This window comes from Anatilimnocola aggregata, from assembly GCF_007747655.1.
GTDB classification, from domain to species: Bacteria; Planctomycetota; Planctomycetia; order Pirellulales; family Pirellulaceae; genus Anatilimnocola; species Anatilimnocola aggregata.
In genome coordinates, this window is the sequence record NZ_CP036274.1 from 3,626,459 (window position 1) to 3,645,880 (window position 19,422).

17 protein-coding genes are annotated in these 19,422 nt (G+C 56.3%); 9 read left to right on the plus strand and 8 right to left on the minus strand.

What is annotated here, in order from left to right; all coding sequences use genetic code 11:
* The first annotated feature begins 25 nt into the window (after nucleotides 1-25).
* Both ETAA8_RS13845 and ETAA8_RS13850 read left to right on the plus strand, forming a co-directional pair.
* The gene (locus tag ETAA8_RS13845; RefSeq protein WP_145089003.1) at nucleotides 26-2,611 is read left to right on the plus strand and encodes a YXWGXW repeat-containing protein; all 2,586 of its coding nucleotides are present in this window, start codon (nucleotides 26-28) and stop codon (nucleotides 2,609-2,611) included.
* 74 nt (nucleotides 2,612-2,685) lie between these two features.
* Nucleotides 2,686-3,027, plus strand: a complete 342-nt coding sequence (locus ETAA8_RS13850; RefSeq protein WP_145089006.1) for a (2Fe-2S) ferredoxin domain-containing protein — start codon at nucleotides 2,686-2,688, stop codon at nucleotides 3,025-3,027.
* Nucleotides 3,028-3,052: 25 nt separating this feature from the next.
* On the opposite strand, the gene ETAA8_RS13855 is transcribed toward ETAA8_RS13850, so the two are convergent.
* The 7 genes from ETAA8_RS13855 to ETAA8_RS13885 form a co-directional block, all read right to left on the minus strand.
* Nucleotides 3,053-3,304: a hypothetical protein gene (locus tag ETAA8_RS13855; RefSeq protein WP_145089009.1), complete on the minus strand. Its 252-nt coding sequence runs from the start codon at nucleotides 3,302-3,304 to the stop codon at nucleotides 3,053-3,055.
* Entirely contained in the window at nucleotides 3,301-4,197 is an 897-nt protein-coding gene (locus ETAA8_RS13860; protein WP_145089012.1) for a radical SAM protein, read from the minus strand. Before ETAA8_RS13860 ends, ETAA8_RS13855 begins: the two co-directional genes overlap by 4 nt.
* An 80-nt stretch (nucleotides 4,198-4,277) precedes the next feature.
* Complete coding sequence (locus ETAA8_RS13865; RefSeq protein ID WP_145089015.1) at nucleotides 4,278-4,544, minus strand: hypothetical protein; 267 nt, start codon at nucleotides 4,542-4,544, stop codon at nucleotides 4,278-4,280.
* A 190-nt stretch (nucleotides 4,545-4,734) separates the two neighbouring features.
* Nucleotides 4,735-6,459, minus strand: a complete 1,725-nt coding sequence (locus ETAA8_RS13870; RefSeq protein ID WP_145089018.1) for a beta strand repeat-containing protein — start codon at nucleotides 6,457-6,459, stop codon at nucleotides 4,735-4,737.
* A gap of 300 nt (nucleotides 6,460-6,759) precedes the next feature.
* Nucleotides 6,760-7,764, minus strand: a complete 1,005-nt coding sequence (ilvC, locus tag ETAA8_RS13875) for a ketol-acid reductoisomerase (RefSeq protein WP_145089021.1) — start codon at nucleotides 7,762-7,764, stop codon at nucleotides 6,760-6,762.
* Nucleotides 7,765-7,896: 132 nt separating this feature from the next.
* On the minus strand, nucleotides 7,897-8,457 hold the full coding sequence (gene ilvN, locus ETAA8_RS13880; protein WP_145089025.1) for an acetolactate synthase small subunit: 561 nt from the start codon (nucleotides 8,455-8,457) through the stop codon (nucleotides 7,897-7,899).
* Nucleotides 8,458-8,686: 229 nt separating this feature from the next.
* Complete coding sequence (locus ETAA8_RS13885; protein ID WP_145089028.1) at nucleotides 8,687-10,192, minus strand: hypothetical protein; 1,506 nt, start codon at nucleotides 10,190-10,192, stop codon at nucleotides 8,687-8,689.
* Nucleotides 10,193-11,134: 942 nt separating this feature from the next.
* Between ETAA8_RS13885 and rpmB the strand changes: the two genes are divergently transcribed.
* From rpmB to ETAA8_RS13920, 7 genes are all read left to right on the plus strand, one after another.
* On the plus strand, nucleotides 11,135-11,443 hold the full coding sequence (gene rpmB / locus ETAA8_RS13890; RefSeq protein WP_145089031.1) for a 50S ribosomal protein L28: 309 nt from the start codon (nucleotides 11,135-11,137) through the stop codon (nucleotides 11,441-11,443).
* Between the two features lie 17 nt (nucleotides 11,444-11,460).
* Nucleotides 11,461-11,751 (plus strand): Asp-tRNA(Asn)/Glu-tRNA(Gln) amidotransferase subunit GatC, encoded by a 291-nt coding sequence (gene gatC, locus ETAA8_RS13895; RefSeq protein ID WP_145089034.1) that lies wholly within the window; start codon nucleotides 11,461-11,463, stop codon nucleotides 11,749-11,751.
* A gap of 185 nt (nucleotides 11,752-11,936) precedes the next feature.
* Complete coding sequence (locus ETAA8_RS13900) at nucleotides 11,937-13,475, plus strand: Asp-tRNA(Asn)/Glu-tRNA(Gln) amidotransferase subunit GatA (RefSeq protein WP_145089037.1); 1,539 nt, start codon at nucleotides 11,937-11,939, stop codon at nucleotides 13,473-13,475.
* A 65-nt stretch (nucleotides 13,476-13,540) separates the two neighbouring features.
* Nucleotides 13,541-15,013 (plus strand): Asp-tRNA(Asn)/Glu-tRNA(Gln) amidotransferase subunit GatB, encoded by a 1,473-nt coding sequence (gene gatB, locus ETAA8_RS13905; RefSeq protein WP_145089040.1) that lies wholly within the window; start codon nucleotides 13,541-13,543, stop codon nucleotides 15,011-15,013.
* Between the two features lie 97 nt (nucleotides 15,014-15,110).
* Nucleotides 15,111-15,710 (plus strand): Uma2 family endonuclease, encoded by a 600-nt coding sequence (locus tag ETAA8_RS13910; protein ID WP_145089043.1) that lies wholly within the window; start codon nucleotides 15,111-15,113, stop codon nucleotides 15,708-15,710.
* A gap of 47 nt (nucleotides 15,711-15,757) precedes the next feature.
* The gene (locus ETAA8_RS13915) at nucleotides 15,758-17,383 is read left to right on the plus strand and encodes a HEAT repeat domain-containing protein (protein WP_145089046.1); all 1,626 of its coding nucleotides are present in this window, start codon (nucleotides 15,758-15,760) and stop codon (nucleotides 17,381-17,383) included.
* Nucleotides 17,384-17,512: 129 nt separating this feature from the next.
* Complete coding sequence (locus tag ETAA8_RS13920; protein ID WP_145089049.1) at nucleotides 17,513-17,758, plus strand: hypothetical protein; 246 nt, start codon at nucleotides 17,513-17,515, stop codon at nucleotides 17,756-17,758.
* 787 nt (nucleotides 17,759-18,545) lie between these two features.
* Here ETAA8_RS13920 and ETAA8_RS13925 read toward each other — a convergent pair.
* On the minus strand, nucleotides 18,546-19,136 hold the full coding sequence (locus ETAA8_RS13925; protein ID WP_145089052.1) for a hypothetical protein: 591 nt from the start codon (nucleotides 19,134-19,136) through the stop codon (nucleotides 18,546-18,548).
* Between the last annotated feature and the right edge of the window lie 286 nt (nucleotides 19,137-19,422).

Below are 19,422 nucleotides of genomic sequence, written 5' to 3' on the forward strand. Positions count from 1 at the left end.
CTCGAAGTTTTGTAAGGAGGATGACATGCCTGTTCATCCGTCAGTAGGTGAAACGTGGTCTTCTTTGTTCGGCCGACTCTTCCTTGGACTGATGCTCACCAGTTTCGCCCTGGCGGGTGTCACAAGATCCGCGCTGGGACAAGCGGAACTGCCGCCGGATATTGATTCTGACGGGGTGCAGACTCTAACCCGCGGCCCGGTGCACGAAGCGTTTGCCAGCCCAACGGTTGCCGATCCTGCGCCCGGGCTGATCATTCCCAAGCAACCGCCGGCAGACATCAAAGAAACTCCTCCTGAATACCAGCCCGAAGGGGATAACGTTCAATGGTTCCCCGGCTATTGGTCTTGGGACGAAGACCGAGAGGATTTCATTTGGATCAGTGGCGCCTGGCGCGATCCGCCACCTGGTCGTCGTTGGGTTCCCGGCTACTGGGCTGAGGTGTCGGGTGGGTATCAATGGGTCGCCGGTTTTTGGATCGCCGAGCAAGTCGAAGAGATGGAATATCTGAAGCCGCCGCCGGCTTCGCTCGAACAAGGGCCCACCGTTGCTTCGCCCGGCGATGATCACTTTTACATTCCCGGCACGTGGACCTACGCCGATAACGACTATCGGTGGTCAGCTGGCTACTGGGCTCCTTATCGCGAAGAATGGGTCTATGTCCAACCGCATTGGGTCTGGACACCCCGCGGCTGCATCTACGTGGCAGGGTACTACGATTGGCGTCTGCCACGCCGCGGTCAGATTTTCGCGCCGGTCTTTTTCAATCCAGTCGTCTATCAGCGGCCGACTTATTTCTACACGCCGCGCTGCGTAATCAACACCAGCAATCTGTTTGTCCACCTTTGGGTGCGCGATTCGTACTGCCACTACTACTTTGGCAATTACTACGGACCGACTTACACCAACCGTCACTTTACCCCTTGGTGCAACTACAATTCGCGGCCCCGCTGCTACGACCCGTTGTTGTCTTACTGCAATACGCACTATCGCCGCCAGGGAGTGAACTATGTCGGCCGGATGCAGGGTTGGCATAACCATTACGTCAATCATGCCAACGAACGCCCGCCGAATACTTGGCGCGATCAGGCCGCCCGCCATGGGAACGACCGCGATTTCCAGACTCGCCCCTCGTTTATCGCGCAGGACTTGAGAGACGTCGTCCGCTCGCCCGACAAGCATTGGAAGAAGCAAGACCTGGTACAGCGGGACAATAACAAGCACTCGATCGATCAGATCAAGCAGATCCACAAGATGCGGTTCGATCAGGAGAAAGTTGGTTTCGTCAGCCGTGACGTGCCCGGACGAGATTTTTCGGGCAAGGGACCAGACCGCGACGGACCAGACCGAGATGGACCGGGGCGCGACAGACCTGCTGGAGATGGACCTGGTCGCGATCGTGATGGCAACGGCCGAGATTTCCCAGGTCGCGACATTGCCGGAAAGGGCCCTGATCGTGACAACAAACCCAAGGGACCGGAACTGACTTTGCCGGGAAATTCCCGACCCGGTGAGCGTGGGAATGATATCGACAAACCGGTATTGAAATTGGGTCCCGACAAGACTGGTCCTGATAAGATCGGGCGTGAAGATCGGCCCGGAATCGATCGCCCTGGCAATGAAATCGCAGGAGGAAACGAGACGCTGCCGGGCAAATTCAAACTTCCGAAGCCGACGCAGAGCCTGAACAAGCCCAAGGTCAATGTTCCGGAAACGCCGGATAAGAACGTTGTTTCGCGTCCCGGCTTTGATCGCCCCGGGACGAAGGTAGGCAACAATCTGGGGGGTAATCTCGACAAGCCCGAGGATCGCAATCCGTTGAGCCGCCCGACTGGTCGGCCTTCTTTCGGCAATAACAAGCCACCGGTAACGAATTCGCCCGCCAATACAACTGTCGACAATCTGCCAACTCGGAAGCCCGGTGAATTCAATCCGAGTGGACGCGATCTCAATAAACCGCTCGACGTCGATAAGCCCAAGACCCCGAGTGTTGGGACGGGCAATCCTTCCTCGAGCAGCGCATTACAGGACCGACTGAATGCCATTCGTCAGCAACAGCAGGACGCGATCAACAAGGCTCGCGATCGGAGTAACGGCAGCAACGTTCCCAAGACGAATCCGAACGTTGGCGGAAACAACTTAGCGCCGATCGATCGGACGCCGAAGACGGAAACTCCGAAAGTCGAAGTACCTAAATCCGACCGATCGACATTTACTCGCCCACCTTTGTCGTCCGATCGCCCCACTTTTACGCCCCGGAATAACGTGGGTGGTAGCAATCCGGTTGGCAACAAGAGTGGCGGAAACCCGGGCTTGAATCCAACGACAGAGAACCGGATCAAGGATTTGCAAAATCGGCTGAATCCCAATCGGGGTGGTGCGATCACACCGAAGCCGGATATTGCCCCCCGCTCGTTTACGCCGAAGGTGGAACAACCGAGATCGTTCAAGCCGAACATCGAGCCGCGAGTGTCGAAGCCGACGATCGACCGAACTCCCGTGACGCGTCCGCAGGTTCAAGTGCAGCCGCGAAATAACCCTGCCCCACGTTCTCTGCCACAGACCAACAATGCCGGTGGTGGTGACAGGTCCGAAAAAAAGCGAGGGCGATAAGCCTCAGCCGACTCGATTGATCGGAAATCCGCGGCCGTCCTTGTGGCGGCCGCGGTCGTTATTATGATGCACGGATGGCACAATTCACCCACCACATTTTCGTCTGCTGCAACCAACGTAAAAAAGATAGCTCGCGCGGCTCGTGCGATCCTGATGGCGATGAAGAGTTAAAGTCTGCTCTGAAAAAAGAGATCGAAAAGCGCGGGCTCAAGCCGATGGTTCGGGCGAATGAAGCTGGCTGTCTCGACCAGTGCGAACTCGGGCCGGTGATCGTTATCTATCCACAGGCGATCTGGTACGGCGGTGTCCGGATCAAGGATGTGCCAAGGATTGTCGAAGAGACGATCGTCAACGGCCGGGTCATTCCCGACTTGCTCATTCCGGACGAAAAGCTGAATAACTGCAAAAAGAAGTAGTGCCGCGCAGGTGTGGCTCCTCGCGTTACAACTTGGGCTTTCGCCAACTGCGGGCAGTGAGCATCATCCACCAGAACGAGACGAAGATGAGCGCGCAGATAAAAACAATCCCGCCGCGGATTTCAGCATGTTCGCCGCCGAACAGATAAGCGCCCAGGCCGAGTACCGCTCCCCATACGAGCAGGCCGCCCATAATCCAGGGAATCCACTGCTGCGTCGGATTCACAGCTAAAGCAGTTGACCTGGGAGCGGGGGGCTTGGGAGGGGATTCGTTCATGATTCGCTTGGCGACGCTTGCAGGGCGTCGGTGTGAGTTCCGTAAAAAGCTTGGGCCGGTATGCCAGTCTGCTCTTGCACGCGGGAAACGAGGGCATCGACTTCCGCATCGGTCAGCGGCGTGACGTAACTTTCCGTCGGCTTGCGTGCCACAGTATAGATCTGAATCAAGCTCAGCTTGCCGCCCGCGGCAATGATTTCATTCAGGCGATCGCAATAGGCAGCGAACTCGGCCGCTGTTGGTGGCTCGCCGGCCACACGCATGAAAAGAGACTGAATCACCAGCGGGCGAATCTTCGCGGCCGCGGCAATATTATCAACAATTTGCCGTAGAGAGATGGGAGTCCGGTCGATGAGTTTTAAATAGGCTTCAGTTCCTGCTTCTAACTTCGCCCAAACCTCGCCATTGTTTTGGTCGAGGACTTCAAGTCCCCGCTGCACATGCTCACGGTGGAACATACTCGCATTGGTGATCAGCACCAGCTTAACGTTGTCGAGTATGTGTTGCTTCTTCAGCGCTGCTGCTGCGGTTACAATCTCGTCGAAGTTGCGATGAGTGGTTGGTTCCCCATCCCCAGAAAAGGCGATGTCGTTTAGTCGGCGGAGATGCCGCGGTGTGTGGCTGAACTTTTCGAACTCGTACAACTGGCCACTGGTGATGAGCGTTAGGAAGTGATCGAGTTCGTCCAGCATTCGTGGCAGTTCGACGAACCTGGTATCGCTTTGAGTCGTGCGATCGACCTGGCAATAGATGCAGTCGAAGTTGCAGACCTTGTCGGGATTGAGATTCACACCTAGCGAGATACCGCCACTGCGACGACTGAGAACAGGATAGACGAACTTGCTTTCGGCAAACCGGCGTTGATGCTGCGTATGTAAAACGTCGAGAGGCATGGACAGTCGCCTTTGTTGGAGTTCCGGCTTTAGCCGGTTCTCAGATTGCCGGCTAAAGCCGGAACTCCAACGATAGCCAGCTACAGCTTCTTCACTTGCGAAAACTCGTCGAGCGTGACGGTGGTCAACTCGCCACTTTCTCGCTGGATCACTAGCACGTCGCTGAAGACCTTATCGTCGCTGTTGCGGCGAAAGTGCAAGCTATGGCGACGACGTTCTTTACGAACGACTTTGCCGATCGTTGTCGTGTGCCACTTGCGAAAGCCAACTTTCACCTCGTGATCGACTTGCACCCGGTCGCCGGCCTGCAGTTCGGCGAATAATTCGAGCATTTCTGCCTGTGCCATAGTGTTATTCCGTCGGCGAAAATGGTTGACCCGCAGCTTCCATTATACGCGCACGTTGACCCTGGCGTGAGGGGAGTTCGCGAGGTGGATAGCCTCAACGCAATTCCGGCGCACGCCGGCAAAAACGAAAAAGTCCCGGCGGAAAACCAGTTCCGCCGGGACTGAGTTTGATCGATTTGTCGAACCAGAGTTACACGAGATTGAGGGTGATCGACGTCAAAGTCGGGGTAAACGCGAAGTCTACGCCTGCGCCTGCATTTAGCTCGTCATCGCCAGCTCCGCCGTTCACTACGACTCGGCTATTGAAGACCACCACATCTCCCGCGGTTCCAAGGTTGACGACATCATCCCCGCCAGCAAGGCTCACGCTCACCACGCCATTAAACGTGGTGCCGATACCTAGTCCACCTTCTTCGACGTTGATCGTATCAACACCATTGAGGGAGGCAACAGCTACCGCACCGCGGAAGATAGAGCTGTCGACGTTGACAACGTTCACGCCATCGCCCAAGTTAGCCGACGTGGCACCCTTCACGAACAGCCCAGCCACGGTGATGGTATCGCCACCAGCTCCGCTAGCGATCGTCAAGTTCGCCCCAATATTGGGAGTGGCACCGACGACCGACACGTCTTCGCCGGACGTAATGGTGATGGCATCGTCGCCGGCACCCGTATTCAGAGTAATGCCGAGAATGTCCAACTCAGTCGTGGCATTAACCGTGATGTTGTCTCCGCCCTTGCCCGAAACGACGCTCAGCAGACCGTTGATCTGAATGTCTTCGGCCGTAATATTCAAGCCATTGCCGTTAGCGAGGGCACCATCGCCCAAGTTCACGACAACGGAACCTGTCACAAGCAGATCCGCAGTGGCTCCGCTGCCGATGTCGAACAGGTCTTCGCCAGAAGTGCCGGTCAAGGAGATGCTGCCGTTCACGGTAATGACCGCTCCATCCACGAGGATCTCATTGTCGTTGGCACCGAGATTGGCCGTGATCGAGCGTGTGGCGAGTTCCGTGGTGCCGCTGATTTGGACATTGTCTTCGCCGGTTGTGCCAAGCACCGTGATGTTGCCAACTACGTCGACACTATCACCGAGCAAATCGAAGGAATTTAATCCAGCACCAAGGTTCACCGTGATCGCACGGGTGTCCAGCAGAGCGACCGCATTGACACTGACAATATCCGAGCCGGTCGTGCCTAATACGGTGATGTTACCATTCACGTCCAAGTTGTTACCGGCGGTCAATTCGAAAGCATTCACTCCGGAGCTGCTATTCACTGTGATAGCGCCCGTGGTCATGTCTGCCCCTTCGAGCAAGACGTTGTCGAGGTCTCTGCCGCCAACAATCGAAGCGGTGCCGAGACTGTAGGTGCCCGTTGCTCGGATCGTCGTGTAGTTGTCCCCGTCACCGTTGTTGATGGAGATCAAGCCAATGGTGACATCTACGTCTTCGACAGTAATCGTGTCATCACCCGCGCCCATGAGGGCAGTCAGTCGACCCAGTTCGGTCGTTCCACCCGCATCCCCGATCAGCAATTGATCAGCGCCATTGCCGCCGTTGAAGCTCAGCAGTCCACTAATCTCTGCACCGGTAATGGTCACGATGTCATCGCCGTTGTTCATCGTGATGAAGATATTGGCGATGTTGTTTGCTTCGAGGTCAAGAATTGTCGCCCCGTTTCTTGCCTTGAGGGTAGTGCCGGCGGCGGCCTCTACCGTAAAGTCACCTCCCCCGGTGCCCGTGAGAGTTACTTCGTTACTGGCGGTATCGCCAGTAATGTAGAGATTAGCGCCCAAAACATAGGCCGCGACATTTCCCGCCAAGTTGAGGCGACTTTCAAGCGACTCAACGCGTGGAAAAAAATTGCGAGCCGACTTCTCAACACGTACAGGCTTCCTTGAACGACGCAGCATAGTTTTGACTCCCCCTGAATTGCGAAATAGGCCAGTAATTCGCGAGAGTCTATTGGCTTAACCTTGAGATTTCAATTGGTGGGGGGGGGCAAAATACCGATTTTTGCCTGATCATTTTCGCCATTTGATGTAGATTAATTTAATGTGGGCAAAATGGGAAAAATGGGCAAATGAAAATTTGGTTCAATGTCGCCTAGCGTACATTCGAAAGTATGGTGAATGCTCCCGAGCAAAACCAAAAAAGCCCCGCCGGAATTGGCGAGGCTTCAAGGGATATTGCTTAATCGCTGTTCAGTTAGATTAGACTTCCTTCGCGTTGATCCAGGTCATCAACTTGCGGAGCCGACGGCCAACGTCTTCGAGTTGTGACGCCTTCTCTTGGCGGCGAGTGGCCTTAAAGCCAGGGGCACCGGCCTTATTCTCCAGGATCCATTCGCGAGCGAACTGGCCGCTCTGGATTTCCTTCAGGATCTTCTTCATCTCCTTACGGGTCTCGTCGGTCACGATTCGCGGGCCGCGGGTATAGTCCCCATACTCAGCAGTGTTGCTGATGCTGTAACGCATGTAGCTCAGGCCACCTTGGTACAGCAGGTCGACGATCAGCTTCAGTTCGTGCATGCATTCGAAGTATGCCATTTCGGGCTGATAGCCGGCTTCGACCAACGTTTGGAAACCAGCTTTCACCAGTTCGCTGACGCCGCCACACAATACGACTTGTTCGCCGAACAGGTCAGTTTCGGTTTCTTCCGCAATCGTCGTTTGAATCACGCCACCACGTGTGCCGCCTATGCCCTTGGCATAGGCGAGACCGATCTTCGTTGTTTCGGGCTTCGCGCCAGGACCAACGGCGATCAAGCAGGGAACGCCACCACCCTTTTCGAACTCGCTGCGGACCAAGTGGCCAGGGCCCTTGGGGGCGACGAGCAGTGTATCGACACCAGCAGGTGGTTCGACCTGGCCGAAGTGCAGATTAAAGCCATGCGAGCACATCAGGATTGCGCCGGGCTTGAGGTTCGGCTTGATTTCCTGGCGATAAACATCGCCTTGCAATTCATCGGGCAGCAGGATGTTCACCACATCGGCCTGCTTGGTGGCATCGGCCGCCGACATCGGTTTGAAGCCATGCTTGATGGCCAGGTCGTAATTCGGGCCGCCCGGTCGTTGGCCGATGATGACATTCACTCCACTATCGCGCAGGTTTTGAGCCTGGGCATGGCCTTGCGAACCGTAGCCAATAATCGCGACAACCTTCCCCTTCAGGTGGCTCAGGTCGGCGTCGTTGTCATAAAAAATGGTGGCGGGCATGGACGAATCCTTTTGTAGCTAAGAGGAGTACGGGTGTGATTTGTTGGTGCCTCGCTGGAGTTCCGGCTTCAGCCGGTGCCGCGGTCGCACGCGAATGGTTGCCTGCTAAAGCCGGAACTCCAACGGAGTCGACTAGAGATTGTCGTGCGTGGCGACTTCCCGAGTGGGGATATCTTCCGGCAAGCTGATGTCTTCTTCCTTCGGCGTCGTGCGAGGCAGGCCCCGGACCATCGCAATCCGGCCCGTGCGCACAAGTTCAACAATGCCGTAAGGACGCATCCGGTCGATGAAAGCAACGATTTTTTGCTCTCGGCCGGAGATTTCGATCATCACTTCTTCCGGGCCTACATCAACGATGCGACCGCGGAAGATCTCGACCAACTCACGCACTTCGGTCCGCTTGGAGCCCGGCGGAGCGCTGATCTTGAGGAGCATCAAGTCGCGTTCGACAAAGTCCTGCGCGCTGATGTCATCAACGCGGACGACGGTCACAACCTTGATCAACTGCTTGCGAACCTGCTCGAGCACTCGGTCGTCACCGACAACCACGAACGTCATCCGCGAAAGGGTCTTGTCGTCGGTTTCGCCGACGGCCAGCGAATCAATATTGTAGCCGCGCGAAGCCAGCATGCCGGAAATGTGAGCCAGCACGCCGGGAACGTTCTGCACGACGGCCGAAAGAACGTGTCGCATGAGCGAACCCTCTCCGGATTTTGAGAAAACCAGTATGTTAATTACCTCGCCCCAAGCCAACAAGGGCCGGCAGCGAGAACGGTGGGCGTTTATTGGGGGCTTAACTCGCCTCGCTCCCAGTGGCGATCGCGATGGGAGAGAAATTCGGCCCATAAACACTGAAACGCGAGACATCGGCCTCGCGTTTCAGGTTCACTCGATGGAAAGATTCTAGCGAGCTTCGCTGCGCCTAGGCAGCTTTGTTGTCGCCATTCAGCGGGATGGCGGGAGGAGCACTCGGATCCGCATCTGGAGCGTGATTGGGATCTGCAGCGGGAGCGTTCTCTGGTCCTTGGAAGCTCGGCTCCGTGGCTGGCTTCTTCAGCGACGGAATCGTATCGGCTGGCTTCACTGGTTCGGTCGCTTCGGTTGGTCGCCGCACCGGTACTTGTTCCTGGCCTTGGGCCGGGGTCGCCGCAGGTGTGGGGCTGACAACTCGGCGTTCAACACGGACCGGATTGGCATAAATTACAGCTGGCGGCAGCGTCGGAGCTGGCGGGGCGTAGAGGGTTGTCGTACCCCCTTCGATAATCGTTTCGTCATAGGCGCCAACTGGCACCCGCGTCACAACAGTTTTCGGAACCATTCGATAGGCAGTGTACTGAACCCACTTCTGCACCGTGCGCGGCACTTGTACCTTGCGTACTTCGTAATTGATCCTCTGTACCTGGACCTGATAGTCCTCGGTTACTTCTTCGGTCACTACCTTCTGCACGGCCACTTGCACCGGGCGGACGATTTCTTCACGTTCAAACCGGGTTGTTTCGACCGGAATTCGGCGCGTGATGCGTTGCGTGACTGGCCGTTGCACCGTGACTGGCACTTCCCGGACCTCTTCTACTTGCTGCATGCGGGTGACCTGAATCGGCGTCTCCTGAGTCACTACCTCATCCACGAAGCGCGTGACATTAAGCGGCACTCTCTGGGCGATGACCTGCGGCTGCATGGTGGTTACCGGAACCTGAGTGGTTACCGGATTCGAGACGAATGTCGGACGGAAGGTGGTCACGCCCGGGGCCTGCATCGGCACCCATCTTAATCCACCCCGCTGCCATACGGCGGCACCGGTTACTGGGTCAGTCAAAAAGCCACGCTGTACCCAGGCGAGACGATTGCGAGTATTGCCTGGTTGATAAAAGGCCTGATTTACCACTCCGCCCATTTCCACAGTCTGTGGCATGAAAGTCGTTACGGGCGAAAACGTCGTGACTTGTTGGTCTTGAAATACCGTCTCTTGGACCGGGCGGCGAACGGTGAATTGCTGCTGCTGCATCTGCGTTTCGGTGAACGGCCGATTCACGATAACCCGCTCTTGGCGGTTCTCGGTCTCGGTTACCCAAGTGGTTTGATCGACCGTTTCCTCGCGAAACGAAGTCTCGACCACGGGTCGTAGCACCGTGATCCGCTCTTCGCGCTCTTCTGTTTCTGTCACGGGTTTGCTGACCTGAAACCTGCGTTGACGGGTTTCAGTCACCCATTCTGGCCGTTGGACGGTAATTTCTTGCTCTTCGAGGACTTGCTCAGTCACCAAGCGATACGCGGTGACGGGCTGTTGCTCATAGATGGTCTTATAGACGACTCGCTGGGTAACGACCGGCGTGCCGCAACAAGAGCCCTGGGCGAAAACAACTTCGCCAGTTAGCAAGAGGGGACTACCGATGGCCAGCATACTGAGGAATCGAATGGTGCGCTTCATGACCGCTATTCCGCGCCCAGTTGGGCAAAAGCCGTACTCGCGTCCGCTGGCACTCCTCCCTATTGCCGCGACAACGCTAGAAAAATCGCGCAATCGGTTGCGCGAGCCGCTGTGTACGGGTAAGTGTGGGGGACGACTGGTCTAAAGGCAAATGGATTTTTTTCAAGCTGTAACGCGCAGGCTTGTTAACTTCTCTTGGCGCATCACTTTAGGAATTCGAAAATTCTCTGAAGAAAATCGAAGCACCTGCCGACAAGCAAAACTGGTAATTTCCCGCTTGTTTTCGGCGTTTTTGCCCAGTCGTTACAACCGCTCCAAACGGGACAACTTACGGACTTGCGCGTGTCGGCGAACTGAGGAGTTTGCGACCGACAAATAGAGGCAATGCAAGCAAAGCAGATTGGGAACGCTGGCAATGCTGTCCTTCAATTCTTAGTTTCAGCACCTAAGCGGACTAGCCAATCATCCCCGCAGCGCTCCCTAGGCAGGACCATTCATTCTCTTCCAGTCCAACGTTCGTAGTCGTTGAACGATCGATGGATGTCAGGTTGCGAAACTTGGTTAACCGGGCCGCTTGCGGCAGTTGAACTGATGGTCAGCACCATCTGTCGTCTCGCAGAGAAATCTCACCTCCAGTTTCATCGTGAGCGTTCAACTTTGCATTGCATTGTTGAACACTGACCGTTCGGAAACCCGTGAGTTACGCACCTCACTGTTCAACAATCGACCCGATTGTTGAACACCCCCCTTTTGCGGTTCGCACGCCTGTGTTGTTCGAAGATCGCTGGTTGCCAGAGCCACTCCAACCAGCCCACGAAGTCCTGCTATCTGCGGTTGCGTCCCGCCAGCAGACTGGTATATTGCTTGGTTTCGGTAAATGAGACTTAGGTTTGCGGGGACAATTGTTCGCTCCCGCAGCGACCCTTGGCGAAGGATCTGGCAATGGCGTATCAGTGCGAGTACTGCGAAAAGTCGAAATCCAAGGGGAATCAGATCGAGACCCGTGGTAAGGCGAAGTATTTGGGTGGCGTTGGTACCAAGGTAACTGGTATCACCCGCCGCGAGTTTAAGCCCAACTTGCAGCGCGTCCGCATCACCACTCCTGGCGGCACGAACCTGACCGTCCGCATTTGCACCCGCTGCCTGAAAAAGGGCGTGGTTCGCAAGGCCGTTAAGCAGGCTCCTTTCAAGTTGCCAGTGGCTGCTGCCAAGACCACCCCCGGTGTGAAACCCGCCACAACTGGCAAGTAGTTGCCGGAGTTTTCCGCGTGTCGCTATCTCGCGCCGATGTCGAAAAAGTCTCCCTGCTCGGTAGGCTCTTATTGAGCGAAGCCGAGTTGGGGACGATGACTTCGCAACTCGGGCGGATTGTCGGCTATGTCGAGCAGTTGTCCGCATTGAAGACAGACGACGTGCAGCCCATGGCGCACGCTTTCGATCTGCAAAATGTGTTCGCCGACGATATTCAGGGCGAGCACTTGCCGCGCGCAGCGGCGCTGGCCAATGCTCCCAAACGCGACGAAGAGTGCTATCGCGTGCCGGCCGTATTGGGCGAATAGCCCAGCGTAGTCGAGTCACTCCCTGCCTCGATCCACCGTCGCCACCTTTTGGTAAATAAACAGGTGTGCCTCATACGCATTGTGCGACCGGGCTTCGTTGCCTCCCCGCATTGTCAGTTTGCGGCGATTCCGTCATTCTAGCGGTTGTTCCGCGCTTCCTCTGTTTGCCCTGCGCACAGGTTCCCATGTCATTGCTTCGCTCGACCGCCGCTGAACTCATTCAATCGCTCCAGACGAAGAAAGTGTCGTCTGTTGAATTGACGACCACTTACCTCGACCAAATCAAGCAGCAGGATGCCCGAATTCAAGCCTTCTTGCACGTCGACCGCGAGGCAGCCCTGAAGTCGGCCAAAGCAATTGACGATAAGCGGGCCGCAGGCAAAGAAGTTGGCAAGCTGGCCGGTTTGCCGGTGGCGATTAAGGACGTACTCTGCACTCAAGGCGTGCGAACAACGTGCGCCAGCAAGATGCTCGAGAACTTCGTTCCGCCCTACGACGCAACGGTCATCACCAAGCTGAAGCAGGCCGACGCGGTCCTCATTGGCAAGACGAACATGGACGAGTTCGCGATGGGAGGCTCGACCGAGAATAGTGCGTTCCATCCGACGCGCAACCCGTGGGACACTGCCCTGGTTCCCGGTGGCAGCAGCGGTGGTGCCGCGGCGTGCCTGGCTGCTGGAATGGCACCGCTTTCAATCGGCACCGATACCGGCGGCTCGATTCGCCAGCCCGCTGCGTTCTGTGGTGTTTCGGGCTTAAAGCCGACCTACGGCCGGGTCAGTCGATACGGCCTCGTTGCGTTTGCAAGTTCGCTCGACCAGGTGGGCCCTATGGGGCACACGGCCGAAGACTGTGCGATTCTGCTCGATGTGATCGCTGGACATGATGCCAAGGATTCAACGAGCGCCAATCTCGCGGTGCCGAAGTATGCCAACTCAATTGCTCAGCCCTTAGCTGGCCTCAAACTTGGAATTGTGAAGGAACATTTCGGCACCGGCCTCAACAGCGAAATCGCCGCTGCCGTGCAAGCCGCCGTGCAGGTGTATGAATCGCTGGGCGCGAAAGTGAAAGAGATTTCGCTGCCGCATAGCAAGTACGGCATTGCCACTTACTACATCATTGCTCCCAGCGAGGCGAGCAGTAACCTGGCCCGGTATGACGGCGTGCACTACGGCTATCGCTGCGAAGAAAAAACAATGCTCGCCGAGTTGGCCGCCGAGAAGGCCTCGCTCGAATCCAAGAACGACAAAGAAGGGCTGCGAAAACTCGACAACAGCCTGATTCGCCTCTATCGCAAAAGTCGCTCGGAAGGTTTTGGGCCCGAGGTGAAGCGCCGCATCATGCTCGGTACGTATACGCTCAGCGCTGGTTACTACGATGCCTACTACGTGAAGGCTTTGAAGGTCCGCCGCTTGATTCGTGGCGACTACGACGCTGCCTTCAAGGACGTCGACTTTATCGTCGGGCCCACGACTCCTTCGCCCGCGTTTAAGCTCGGTGAAAAGACCGACGATCCCTTGGCGATGTATCTAGAAGACCTTTACACCGTCACCACGAATCTTGCCGGCGTTCCCGGCATGAGCATTCCCTGCGGCTTCACCACCAGCGGGTTACCGATTGGCCTGCAAATGCAATCGCAGCCTTTTGACGAAGAACGCTTGCTCCGTGCGGCCCACATTTATCAGCAGAAGACCGATTGGCATAACCGGCGAGCTCCTGAGTAACAAATCGCCAAGTTACCGGTGTCGTCTCTCAATCTGCAATTCACAATCTTCCATCTGCAATTCCCATGTCCGACTATCCCTACGACATCATCATCGGCCTCGAGACACACGTTCAGTTGCAGACGAAGACCAAGCTCTTCTGCCGCTGCAGCACGAAGTTTGGCGCGGAACCGAATACGCAGACGTGCCCGGTATGCATCGGCATGCCGGGCAGCTTGCCGGTGATGAATCGAGAAGCGTTTGAACTGTCGCTGCAGACGGCCATCGCGCTCAACTGCGAGATTCCCGAGTTCACGAAGTGGGATCGCAAGAACTACTACTATCCCGATTTGCCCAAGGGATATCAAATCAGCCAGTTCGATCTGCCCATGTCGCAAAAGGGCTGGCTCGAGATTTTCGATACCAAGGGCGAATTCGAACCCAAACGCATCGGCATTATTCGCGCTCACCTGGAAGAAGATGCCGGCAAGAGCTTGCACGACGAAGCTCACGGCAAGAGCGACACGCGGATCGATCTCAACCGCACTGGCACGCCGCTGCTCGAAATCGTCAGCGAGCCTGACATGCGGAGCACGAAAGAGGCTCGCGCGTATCTGACTGAGTTGAAGCTGCTCCTTACCTACCTCGGAGTATCCGACTGCAACATGCAGGAAGGTTCGCTGCGTGTCGATGCCAACGTGAACATCCACATTCACACGCCGAATGGCAAGATCGCGACGCCGATCGTCGAGATCAAGAATCTCAACAGCTTTCGCTTCATCGAGCGGGCTCTCGCTTACGAGGTGCAGAGGCAATACAAGGTGTGGCAAGAGACCGGCCGCACGATCAAGGATTATCCAAAGCAGACTCGCGGCTGGGATGATGCCAAGGGAATCACGCTTCCCCAGCGCGAGAAGGAAGATTCGGCCGACTATCGGTACTTTCCCGACCCTGATCTGGCTCCCGTCATTACTCCCAGCGCGAAGACCGAGAAGATTCGTGCCTCGCTGTGCGAACTCCCTGCCGCGATTCGCAAGCGACTCGAAGGTAGTTATGGGGTCACGGCCTACGACAGCGATGTCGTCGTGATCCAAGGACAGCCGTTCGTCGACTACTTCGAAGAAGTAGCCAAGCTGGCCGGCGATGGCAAAAAAGCGGCCAACTGGGTCACGCAAGACGTGTTGCGGGTGATGAACGAACAAGGGGGCGATATTCTGTCATTCGGCATCCGCCCCCCTGCCCTAGCCGAACTTGTGAAACTCGTCATTTCGGGCGACATTGAAGTCACGCGTGCCAAGGAAGTTTTCAACGACATGGTGGAGCACAATCGCTTAGCACCGGAGTCGATGAAAGCGCTCGGTATCGCGAAGGTTGACCTTAGTGAACTCGAAGCCATCTGCAAAGAACTTGTGCTTGCGAATCCGAAAATCGTGGCCGATGTCAAGGGAGGAAAAGTGCAGGCAGTCGGCTCGCTGCTTGGTCAGGCGAAAAAGCGCAATCCCAACGCCAACCCGAATGACGTCCGGCGAATCTGCCTCGAACTGATCGAGAAGATGTAGCTCCACCGCGTGTGCGCTGCGGCAGGTATCGCGGCTATAATTGAGTTGCCGCTGGTGGTTTTCAGGCCGGAAACCAGCGGTTCCGGAGCAACCACGCATGTCGACTGCCTCGCAGCGAAAATACACCGTCGAAGAGTATCTCGAGCGCGAAGAGCGGGCCGAGACCAAGCACGAGTTCTACCGCGGCGATATCTTCGCCATGACGGGTGCGTCGTTCAGGCATGTGCAGATTGCGCGCAATCTCACGATCGCCTTAGGTGGCAAACTGCGGGGAAAACCCTGCCAGCCGCTTGGAAGCGACTTGCGTCTGTCAGTTAGTTCGATCGGCCTGTATACCTATCCCGACTTATCGGTAGTCTGCGGGCCCGTAAAACTTGACTCTCGCAGCGCAAACACGCTTACCAATCCCACTCTGCTGATTGAAATTCTGAGCCCTTCCACCGAACGTTACGATCGCACGACGAAGTTCGGATTCTATCGACAGATAACCAGCCTTCGCGAGTACGTATTGGTCTCCCAGCACGAAGCTCGCATCGAGGTTTTTCGTCGCGATGGTGAAGACTGGAGATTTGCCGATGCAGTTGGACTGGAGGCATTGATCGAGCTGACATCCATCGAATGCACGCTGCCTCTTTCGGATGTCTATGAAGGCGTCGAATTGGACCCACCCGTGGCCTCGTCCGATGATAAATTTTAGACGATTACGACGCGCAGCTTCTTTTTCGTTCCCCTTGTGACGCCTCTATGACCGTACCTCTTGATGATCGTCTGACTGCCCTGCTCGAAGATTTGCGCCGCGGCAATGAACTCGAAGCGCAGGAACTCAATCGTGCGCATCGCCGCGCCGCCTGGGTGATTGAATCGCCGCGCGAAGAGTGGACGGAGTTCTTCGCCGAAGTCTGCAAGCTCGAATTGCCGCTGCCCGCGAATACCGATCGACTGTTGACGTCGATCCTGGCGAGCATGGTGCAGCAGCGCCGCGCATCGCTGGCCTCGGGCGAAAAACGAGACTGCTTGCTGGCCGATGCTCAACTGCTCGCCGTTCTGCATCAACTCTATGTGCAACTGCCGCAGCGCAGCGGTGCCAAGGCCCCCATTCTCACCTGGTTGGCCGTCGGTGGTACCGCGGAACAGTTAGACTTGCTCGTTGACTTGCTGCTCGAAGATCCGCCGGAAGATGAACAGCAAATCGCGCTGGCGCTTAGTCCGCTATTCTTGAAACGTAAGTTGCCCGTTGAGTCATTGTTTCCCAAGCTGTTTGCAGTGATCGACAAACCTCAGTTGGCCGCAGCTGTCATTGACCTGGCCAACTATCTAACGCGTGAAAAACTGATAACCGAACATCCAGGCAAGGCGATGGCGGTGCCGCTGATGGAATTGCTGTCGTCGCTGGCTCAGTCCTTGGCCAGTCTGGAAGAGCGGCCCGAGGACTTTGCCGAAACGCCGCAGCAGTTGGCCCGCAGAGTTGCCCACAGCGTTTCCCTGGCCGTTTCGCTTTGTGATGCGCTAGCGCTTATCGGCGATGAACGGGCAATCGGCAAGTTGAATCAAGTGCTCGAGTTGGCCCATCGCCGCGTCCGCACCGAAGCTGCCGGAGCGCTCGCCCGACTGGGCGATCAGCGGGGCAAAGACACGCTCGTCGAACTGGCCGCAGAGCCCGTCGCGCGGTTACGTGTCCTCACTTATGCCAGCGAACTCAAGATCGCCGATAAGATCCCGCCGCAGTATCGCTCCCCTGCAGCCAAGGCCGAATCGGAACTGGTCATCTGGCTGGCAGAGCCCACGCAGTTCGGCGTGCCCCCTTCGCAACTCGAACTGGTCGATCATCGCCAGCAACATTGGCCTGGTTACAACGGGGCAATCGATTGCTTCCTGTTCCGATTTACGTATCGACTCACGCTCGAAGATGGCACGCAGCGGTCGTATAGCAACGTCGGCATTGCTGGTCCGCTGGCCCATGCTTTTACGGCTGATCTGGCCGACCTCCCTCCGGACGATATCTATGCCGCCTTCGCGGGCTGGCAGGCCGAGCACGAAGACATCAAGCAATACGAAGTGTCGCAACTGAGCAAAACCGAACAGCTCGAAGTGGTGCGGCTCGAACGCCGGCTGCACGACGCGGGCTATGCCGAAATTCAGCCCCTGCAAATGGGATATTTCTTTGGCGAGAAGGCCCTGCTCGCGCAAGTTCAGCGCGATGGTGCCGCGGGGGTCGCCGTGGCCGATTTTGAGGACATTCTGTTTTATCCGGTTCGCCAGCCCCGCCGCTCGCTGGGCATCGAGGAAGCTTATTCCATCTATAAGGGTCGTAAGCTGCTCCGGGCCTTCAACCCTCCCCCGGCTGCTCCTGGGGATGCGGCGAAAACCTAGCCCGCATTAACCCGTCTCAGCCCGCGTTTGACAACCCTTCGCTGCGACGTACTGTTCCTTGGCTGGTAATGCGCTCGTTCGTCATGCGCACGATCCGGGCTGCAGTTCGTGGGCTTAAGGAATTTGTTTATGTCGCTGGCAACTCTGGTGGAACCACAATCGACCCCGTTTCTCGACCGCCGCCAAGGGAGCGCCAATCAAGACGCGCCCGGCCGCGAACGCCGGCAGTTTGCCAATAGTCACGACGAACTCTCGCCCGACGCCCGCGAACTGGCCCTCGCCATCGATGCCTACAAGCTCATGCATCGCCGCCGCTTCATCACTTTCGAAGAAATGCTGAGCGTGATGAAAGAACTGGGCTACCAAAAGTTCTAAGCCGCGGGTCTCGCCTCGCCGTTTCTCACCCCGGGACTGGCCCCACCTGGTTAACCGGGCCGCTTGCGGCCGTTGAACTGGTGTTTCTGGGTATTGCAGTTCACCCGCGCAGGTTAACCAGCTGACATGGAGCGGTAGTTGGACTACCAGGTTTATCAACACCCCCCTTTTGCGTACATCACATTCAAGCCGTTCTGCAGCAACGATTTACGCCCAATTTGCCAACTCTGAAATCATCCTGTTTGTTGATTAACTGGTTGCTCTGGCAAATCATCAGCCCGCTGTCGGCAGGTTTTTCGGGCCAACTGTTACCGGAAAAAGGACTGCCCGAACTCGCCCGAAAACCAACGCCTGCCCCGGTCGTACTGGCATGACTGGTTACCAGAAACGGTTCTTCGCACTGGCGCGAATTCTTGCTGCCTCGCAAACACGCATTTTCCACCAGGTTGCCAAACAGCCGCTTAATTTATGTCGACTTAGTGCGCACTTGTCAAGTAATTGCCGACGATATTTTCGTCGCGCCCAGGATGGCGGTATTCTGCAGCTGGCCACCTTTCGCTTCCTTGGTTAGCCTCCGTCGTCTTACGAAGTAAGGCTCCTCACCAAGCCTGGCGGCTGTCAGCTCAATTTCGCCTCCAACTGCAGCGCGGCCTTACCCCAGAACGGCTCGAAGTCCACCAGAAGCAGTTAAATCCTCCTCGTACGAGAATTGCCAGCAGACACGGGAAGAACCCGTGCCACCCGGGAAAGGCGAGCCTATCGGGCGTGCCACCCAGTCGTGGGCAAGTTACTTTGTCGCAATCGGAATCCCAAAGCGAGCTGCATCGGGCTTGCCCTCTTTCCACTGCAGAACTCCAGAAACCACATGAGGCTGCTTGAGCCAAGCATTCTTGGCGGGGGATGAATTATGAGCGGTAAAGCATGTAATGCGATCCGAATGTTGGGCAGTCTCGAAAGTCGCAACGGCGGCTTTCTCTAATACGCCATGTAGGCGGAGTCGCGGTTCAGACAATGTCTTGAAGTCAAATGCTCGAGTGGGGTCTACTAAATGCGGGCCAAAATTGAATGGCCCAGAAGAGTCATCCTCACCAGGAAGCCCCTGAAATGAGGCAACTGCTTTTTCCCGATTCGCCCGCACAATGATGACCGTTTCCAGTTTTTCACGACTGGGAGGTTTGTTGGCGACGATAGTAAGTTGCTCGCTGAATTCGAGCCGGAAAAATACCTCACCAGCATCACTTTTCTGATATTCAAATGCCCCTTTAATCACTAGAACGCCCTCGGGTTGCGTAATTGTCATCGTGATATCAGCGACGCCGTTGCGAGCGCTTGAAAGTGGAGCGATGAGTAAAACGAGCATAATTGTGAACTCGTTCATTAGCAATACTTCCCATTAACACTGTTAGATTGTGCCGTTGAGACTGATTAATCGATACTGGAGAGTGCCGACGCGGTACCAAGAGAATGCCCATAAGCTAACAAAGCATCGTTAGTAAATGGTTGGATTGTCCCCTGGGTCCGCTGTGAATGCTTCCCAACTATCAGTTTGTAGGTCAGGTCGGTACTCCGGCCTGACAAACCAGCCCTGCCCCAACAAACAACTCACTGTTTTAGTCGCCCGCATTGCCCGGCAACTCCGGTCCCGCGCTCCGCATCGAACCGCA

Bases quoted from the DNA above. Each gene is read 5' to 3' on its own strand.
- ETAA8_RS13900 (WP_145089037.1), top strand. From the start codon at position 11,937: ATGTCATTGCTTCGCTCGACCGCCGCTGAACTCATTCAATCGCTCCAG.
- rpmB (WP_145089031.1), top strand. From the start codon at position 11,135: ATGGCGTATCAGTGCGAGTACTGCGAAAAGTCGAAATCCAAGGGGAAT.
- ETAA8_RS13920 (WP_145089049.1), top strand. From the start codon at position 17,513: ATGTCGCTGGCAACTCTGGTGGAACCACAATCGACCCCGTTTCTCGAC.
- ETAA8_RS13845 (WP_145089003.1), top strand. From the start codon at position 26: ATGCCTGTTCATCCGTCAGTAGGTGAAACGTGGTCTTCTTTGTTCGGC.
- ETAA8_RS13850 (WP_145089006.1), top strand. From the start codon at position 2,686: ATGGCACAATTCACCCACCACATTTTCGTCTGCTGCAACCAACGTAAA.
- ETAA8_RS13925 (WP_145089052.1), bottom strand. From the start codon at position 19,136: ATGAACGAGTTCACAATTATGCTCGTTTTACTCATCGCTCCACTTTCA.
- ETAA8_RS13915 (WP_145089046.1), top strand. From the start codon at position 15,758: ATGACCGTACCTCTTGATGATCGTCTGACTGCCCTGCTCGAAGATTTG.
- ETAA8_RS13910 (WP_145089043.1), top strand. From the start codon at position 15,111: ATGTCGACTGCCTCGCAGCGAAAATACACCGTCGAAGAGTATCTCGAG.
- ETAA8_RS13855 (WP_145089009.1), bottom strand. From the start codon at position 3,304: ATGAACGAATCCCCTCCCAAGCCCCCCGCTCCCAGGTCAACTGCTTTA.
- gatB (WP_145089040.1), top strand. From the start codon at position 13,541: ATGTCCGACTATCCCTACGACATCATCATCGGCCTCGAGACACACGTT.
- ETAA8_RS13865 (WP_145089015.1), bottom strand. From the start codon at position 4,544: ATGGCACAGGCAGAAATGCTCGAATTATTCGCCGAACTGCAGGCCGGC.
- ETAA8_RS13860 (WP_145089012.1), bottom strand. From the start codon at position 4,197: ATGCCTCTCGACGTTTTACATACGCAGCATCAACGCCGGTTTGCCGAA.
- ETAA8_RS13885 (WP_145089028.1), bottom strand. From the start codon at position 10,192: ATGAAGCGCACCATTCGATTCCTCAGTATGCTGGCCATCGGTAGTCCC.
- ilvN (WP_145089025.1), bottom strand. From the start codon at position 8,457: ATGCGACACGTTCTTTCGGCCGTCGTGCAGAACGTTCCCGGCGTGCTG.
- ilvC (WP_145089021.1), bottom strand. From the start codon at position 7,764: ATGCCCGCCACCATTTTTTATGACAACGACGCCGACCTGAGCCACCTG.
- ETAA8_RS13870 (WP_145089018.1), bottom strand. From the start codon at position 6,459: ATGCTGCGTCGTTCAAGGAAGCCTGTACGTGTTGAGAAGTCGGCTCGC.